This is a genomic window from Terriglobales bacterium (assembly GCA_035543055.1).
In the GTDB taxonomy this organism is placed as follows: domain Bacteria; phylum Acidobacteriota; class Terriglobia; order Terriglobales; family Acidobacteriaceae; genus JAIQFD01.
The window spans coordinates 1-4,752 of record DATKKJ010000105.1 but is presented as its reverse complement, the minus strand read 5'-3'; the positions used below and the strand labels follow the sequence as shown (position 1 = coordinate 4,752).

Genomic DNA, 4,752 nt, shown 5'->3' with positions numbered 1-4,752 from the left:
GGCGATTCGATGGCCTGGTACACCTCGCCGGCGGGGACGGCAAAACCCTCGGTCACGATCTTGAAGTGATAGATGAGGGCCTCCATCTGGGTCTTCATCTTCTCGCGGTCGGGCAGGACGATCTTGGGTGCGTCGGCCTTCACGCGGCCTTCGGGCACCCCGGCCAGCGCCTGCTGTACGATGTTGTTGGACTCGCGCAACTCCTGGACGCGCAGGATGTAGCGGGTGAACACATCGCCTTCCTGACCGACCGGCACCTTGAACCGGAACTTCTCGTAGCTGGAATAAGGCATGTCGCGGCGCAGGTCCCAATCCACGCCGCTGGCGCGGGCCGTGGGACCGGTGGCGCCCAGGGCCATGGCATCTTCTTTTGTAAGCCTGGCCACGCCCTTGGTGCGTTCCAACCAGATGGGGTTGGCGGTCAGCAGGTCTTCGTACTCGTCCACGCATTCGGGGAAGCGGTCGGCGAACTTCTTCACCCGCTGGAAGAAGCCGATGGGAACGTCCATGGCGAGGCCGCCGACCCGGAAGTAGGAGGTCATCATGCGCTGGCCGCTGACCTCTTCGAAGAGCCGCAGCACGTCCTCGCGCTCGCGGAAGCAGTAGAGGAAGACCGACATGGCGCCGATGTCGAGGGCGTGCGTGCCCAGCCAGACCAGGTGCGAGTTGATGCGGGTGAGCTCGTTCAGCATCACCCGGATCCACTGCGCCCGAGGGGGGACCTCCAACCCCAGCAACTTCTCCACCGCCAGCACGTAGCAGAGATTGTTGGTCATGGGGCAGAGGTAATCGATGCGGTCGGTGAGCGGCACCACCTGCTGGTAAAACTTGGCCTCGGCGGTCTTCTCGATGCCGGTGTGCAGGTAGCCGACGTCGGGCATGACCCTGACGATCTTCTCGCCGTCGATCTCCAGCAGCAACCGGAGCACACCGTGGGTGGAGGGGTGCTGGGGGCCCATGTTCAGGACCATCGTCTTGTCCTGAACGTCGATCGTCGGGGTCGGGCTAAGGTGCGCCATCAGCTCAAATCACCGGGTACAGATCACAAACGCGTTACCGATATCCTTCGACCGGGTAGTCCTTGCGCAGCGGATGTCCTTCCCAGTCTTCCGGCATCATGATGCGGGCGAGGTTGGGATGTCCGAGGAAGCGCACTCCGAACAGGTCCCAGATCTCGCGCTCGAAAAAGTTGGCGCCCGGCCAGACCGAGGTCAGCGATTCGACGCTGGCGTCATCGCCGGCGAGCCTGACCTTCAGCCGCACCCGCTCTTTCTGCTGCATGGAGAGCAGGTGGTACACCACCTCGAAGCGGGGTTCGTTGGGATACCAATCCACGCAGGTCAGGTCGGAAAGGAAATCGAAGCGCAGGGCCGGGTCATCCTTCAGCAAAGCTGCGGCTTCGCGGATGAGGGAGCGCTCGACGCACACCGACATCTCTTCGCGGTCCCACTTGACACCCTGCACGGCCTCGGGTTTCCAGGCCAGCAGGCGGGCCACCGCAGGGTGGTCCTTCACCTTCTCCACGTCAGTGATGGCGGCTTCTAGCGGCATCCGGGCCTACTCGCTCCGTTCTGCTTCCGGCTTGGACCAGTCCAGCACGCCCTTTTTCCAGATGTAGAAGAAGCCCACCAGGATGATCCCGATGTACACCAGCATCTCCCAGAACCCGAACATCTTGAGCTCCCGCAGGAGCACTGCCCAGGGATAGAGGAAGACGACTTCCACATCGAACAGGATGAAGAGCATGGCGACCAGGTAAAACTTCACTGAGAAGCGCTGGCGCGCGTCGCCCGTGGGGATGATGCCGCACTCATAGGGGGACATCTTTGCCCGGGACCACTTGTGCTTGCCCAGCAGCTGGGAAAGCACCACCATCCCGACCGCGATCCCACCCACGATGAGCACGTGGATGAGCAGCGGCAGGTAGCGGGCGAAGTAATTGTCGGGCATAGAAAGGGATGTATAATGCGCGCCAACAACGAGTTACAAAACATTCGACTATAGTTTTCGGTCACGAGGGTGTCAAGCTGCTCGTGCCCGGTCGAGGCAGATGATCTTCGGCTTCAACACCGACGTGAAATACGGCGACACCGTGTACCACGTGCAGAGTGAGGCGCGGGCCAACGACCTCCTGCTCCAGACCCAGGTATTCGTGAAAGGACACTGCATCGGCAAGCGCGCCGCCTCTTACGCCCACCACGTCACCCGTCCCGGCTTCTCCGAAGAGAACATGCACGAGATGCTCAAGGCACAGCACCGTCTGGTACTGGATGCCGTCAAGGAAGGCAAGGTTGAGGGCATCATCGACATGAAAAACGAGATTCAGGACGTGGACGGGCGCGGGCTGTCGCTGCGCTGGACCAACCCCGATGTGGTCCTGGAAGGCAGGACCGTGACCATGAAGTTCACGGTCGCAGACAACGGAACTCCGATCGCCGGCGCCGTCGTCCGCTCCCGCCCGTTCCTGCCGCAGGAAGCCGATCTGGCTGCCCGGGGGACGACCGATGCGAGCGGCGCCCTCGAGCTCGGGGTGACCCTGGACGAGCACGGGCTAAAAGACGGCGCCGTGATCATCCAGGCGAGCTACGGCGACAAGTCTGCTACCCGCAAGTTCCGTATGAAGAAGGGTTCCTCGGCCGGCGGCTAGCTCCTGGCTTCGGCCTCGCGCTCCAGCAGTTGCTTCTTGCGCTCAATCCCCCAGCGATATCCGCCCAGGCCTCCGTCACTGCGCACCACGCGATGGCAGGGGATGGCAATGGCCACGGGATTGGTCGCGCAGGCCCGGGCCACGGCCCGGGTGGCGCTGGGTTCACCGATGTCGCGGGCGACTTCGGAGTAGCTCCGGGTGCTGCCAAAGGGGATGGATCGCAGGTGTTGCCACACCCTGCGCTGGAAGGCGGTAGCCCGGATATCGAGCGGCAACGGGGTGTCGGCGGGCTCACCATACATCTGCTGCAGCAACGCGCCGATCCAGCGGTGGAGCACGACTTCCGCGCGCTTGAACTGGGCCTTCGGATACTCCTTGCGCAGCCCCTTCAGCAGGCTCGCTTCCGAATCGCCGAAGGCGATGGAGCAGATGCCCTTGTCGGTCGCTGCCACCAGCAGCCGGCCCAACGGCGAATTCACCGTAGCGTAGCGAATGGTGATCTTGTTCGCGCCCAAGCGATACAGGCTGGGGGTCATGCCAAGCTGGCCGTCGGTCTTCTCGTAAAGGCGGCTGGTCGAGCCGTAGCCGGCTTCGTGCATGGCCTCGGTCACGTTGCGTCCGGAGTGGAGCCCGTTCTTCAGCGAGCGCATGCGGCAAGTCTCGGCATACTCCCGCGGAGTGATGCCGAGCACCGACTTGAAAGTCCGTTGCAAGTGGAAGGGGCTCATGCCGAAGCGGCGTCCGAGCGCGCCCAGCCTCACCGGTTCGTCCAGGTGCTCCTCGATGTAACGGCAGATCCGCTCCACCGAGGCGGCGCGGGCGTCTCCGGGACGGACCGCCAGCGGCTGGCAGCGCAGGCAGGGCCGGAAGCCGGCGCGCTCGGCTTCTTCCGCCGTCGCGAAGAAGCGCACGTTGTCGCGCCGCGGGCGGCGCGACGGGCACGACGGCCGGCAGTACACGCCGGTGGTGCGCACGGCATAAAAGAAGCGGCCGTCCTGCTTGCGGTCATGCGCCAGCACCGCGGCCCAGCGGGGATCGTCGTTGGACATCAGAGGCATCTGAAAATCGGCTATCGCAATCGCATTCGCCATGTCCGCAGAATACGGATTGGATGGCCGGGACCGCTATCCGATTCTTGCGCCCGAACTCTTGGGTTTGTAATGGCTGGCCGCCTCCACGAAGGCAACCAGGTACGGGTGGGGCCGGGCGTCGCTGGACGTGAGCTGCGGCAGGAACAGCGTGGCCACGAAGAAGCGGTGCTCGGGCAGTTCGACGATGCGGCCCACGCCGCGCTCGTCGAAGCCCGTCACCTTGAGCCCGGCGGCGTCCACCCGCTCCTGGTACTCGCGGTTGAACTCGTAGTTGCAGAGGTATTCCTCGCTGGTGGACTCGCGCTTGAAGATGCGGGCTGCCAGCGACCCGGGCTTGATGGCGACCGGCTCGTGGCGGTCGACGTAGGCGGCGCCCGGCTCGCGCTGCGGCAGGGAGCAGGCGGTCACCATCAGGTTCTGCGAGGCCGAGCCGTGCTCCTGCGAATCGGCGTCGCCGATGCCCATCACGTTTCGTCCGTATTCCAACACGACGTGTTGGAAGCCCCCTCAAGTGGCGCCCAGGGGAGCGCCTTGCTCGCGGGCGAAGCGGATGGCCGCCAGCGCGCCGTCCATGCTGGCGTAAGGGCTGCCGGGCGCGATGAAGATGCCCTCCAGGGCCCGCAGCGCGTCGGCGGGCGCATCAGGCTTGATCCGCGAGGTGTGGATCCACTCCAGCTCGGGCGAGACCCCGGCCACACGTGCGGCATGCCGCAGGCCGTTGGTGGTGGCCACATGGGTGCGGTTGTCCGCACGGTAATCGCCCACAACCCCGATTCGGACGCTTCGATTCATACCGACCCCCTGAATGGACGTAAGTTTACCTGCTTTGGTCAACCGGCGGCTCTCCGAATCTTGCTCGCGATATCATGGCGCTATGCGGCTCATCATCAACGGGGAAGAGCGCAGCTTCGGCGAACTGGCCAGCCTGGCCGCGCTGGTCGAGGCGCTCGGCATCAAGGGCGACCGGGTCGCGGTCGAGCTGAACCGCGAGCTCGTCGCCCGCGGCCGCTGGCC

At 64.5% G+C, this 4,752-nt stretch carries 7 protein-coding genes; 1 reads left to right on the top strand and 6 read right to left on the bottom strand.

The window, feature by feature from the left end; translation table 11 throughout:
- The 3 genes from nuoD to VMS96_07805 all read right to left on the bottom strand — a co-directional run.
- The coding region (nuoD, locus tag VMS96_07815; GenBank protein HVP43324.1) for an NADH dehydrogenase (quinone) subunit D at positions 1-1,019 on the bottom strand (1,019 nt) is incomplete at its 3' end.
- Between the two features lie 34 nt (positions 1,020-1,053).
- A complete protein-coding gene (locus VMS96_07810) occupies positions 1,054-1,551 on the bottom strand; it encodes an NADH-quinone oxidoreductase subunit C (protein ID HVP43323.1) in 498 nt (165 codons plus the stop codon).
- 6 nt (positions 1,552-1,557) lie between these two features.
- Positions 1,558-1,950 (bottom strand): NADH-quinone oxidoreductase subunit A, encoded by a 393-nt coding sequence (locus VMS96_07805; GenBank protein ID HVP43322.1) that lies wholly within the window; start codon positions 1,948-1,950, stop codon positions 1,558-1,560.
- A gap of 100 nt (positions 1,951-2,050) precedes the next feature.
- Here VMS96_07805 and VMS96_07800 point away from each other — a divergent pair, with 100 nt between their 5' ends.
- A complete protein-coding gene (locus VMS96_07800; GenBank protein ID HVP43321.1) occupies positions 2,051-2,647 on the top strand; it encodes a hypothetical protein in 597 nt (198 codons plus the stop codon).
- Here VMS96_07800 and ada read toward each other — a convergent pair.
- The 3 genes from ada to VMS96_07785 all read right to left on the bottom strand — a co-directional run bounded on the left by ada (position 2,644) and on the right by VMS96_07785 (position 4,530).
- Positions 2,644-3,705 carry a bifunctional DNA-binding transcriptional regulator/O6-methylguanine-DNA methyltransferase Ada gene (gene ada, locus VMS96_07795; protein ID HVP43320.1) on the bottom strand — a complete coding sequence of 354 codons (1,062 nt, stop codon included), beginning with the start codon at positions 3,703-3,705 and terminating at the stop codon, positions 2,644-2,646. The genes VMS96_07800 and ada overlap by 4 nt on opposite strands.
- Before the next feature lie 66 nt (positions 3,706-3,771).
- Complete coding sequence (locus VMS96_07790; protein HVP43319.1) at positions 3,772-4,224, bottom strand: hypothetical protein; 453 nt, start codon at positions 4,222-4,224, stop codon at positions 3,772-3,774.
- 21 nt (positions 4,225-4,245) lie between these two features.
- Positions 4,246-4,530 (bottom strand): hypothetical protein, encoded by a 285-nt coding sequence (locus VMS96_07785; protein HVP43318.1) that lies wholly within the window; start codon positions 4,528-4,530, stop codon positions 4,246-4,248.
- Between the last annotated feature and the right edge of the window lie 222 nt (positions 4,531-4,752).

Bases quoted from the DNA above. Each gene is read 5' to 3' on its own strand.
- VMS96_07810 (HVP43323.1), bottom strand. From the start codon at position 1,551: ATGCCGCTAGAAGCCGCCATCACTGACGTGGAGAAGGTGAAGGACCAC.
- ada (HVP43320.1), bottom strand. From the start codon at position 3,705: ATGCCTCTGATGTCCAACGACGATCCCCGCTGGGCCGCGGTGCTGGCG.
- VMS96_07800 (HVP43321.1), top strand. From the start codon at position 2,051: ATGATCTTCGGCTTCAACACCGACGTGAAATACGGCGACACCGTGTAC.
- VMS96_07805 (HVP43322.1), bottom strand. From the start codon at position 1,950: ATGCCCGACAATTACTTCGCCCGCTACCTGCCGCTGCTCATCCACGTG.
- VMS96_07785 (HVP43318.1), bottom strand. From the start codon at position 4,530: ATGAATCGAAGCGTCCGAATCGGGGTTGTGGGCGATTACCGTGCGGAC.